Source organism: Chryseobacterium sp. SIMBA_038 (assembly GCF_046535115.1).
In the GTDB taxonomy this organism is placed as follows: Bacteria; Bacteroidota; Bacteroidia; order Flavobacteriales; family Weeksellaceae; genus Chryseobacterium.
In genome coordinates, this window is record NZ_JAWRXH010000343.1 from 1 (window position 1) to 248 (window position 248).

A 248-nucleotide genomic window follows, 5' to 3' on the forward strand; every position below is an offset into this window, starting at 1 on the left:
CGCACTTTCGCCAGACTCGTTGGCATAGTCGCCGTATTCACCACAGCCAACAACGAATTAGCGCGCTTCTGTATGGCAGGGCTGAAATCAGCGTACCAGCACGAATCCGACAAGGCCGGGGCACACCTCGCCCGCTTAGATGCTTCGGCCAGCACAAACGGCTTCAGGTCTTTCACCGGCCTATCTAGCAAATAGCCGTCAACGCACATCAGGGACACTGCTTCTACAAACGCGTTGTAGTATTCCTT

The 248-nt window shown here is 54.8% G+C and carries 1 protein-coding gene; it reads right to left on the reverse strand.

The annotated features are described in order from the left end of the window. Positions 1–248, reverse strand: a 248-nt coding sequence (locus tag SB689_RS23820; RefSeq protein WP_410694505.1) for a hypothetical protein, incomplete at both ends; no start/stop codon positions are given.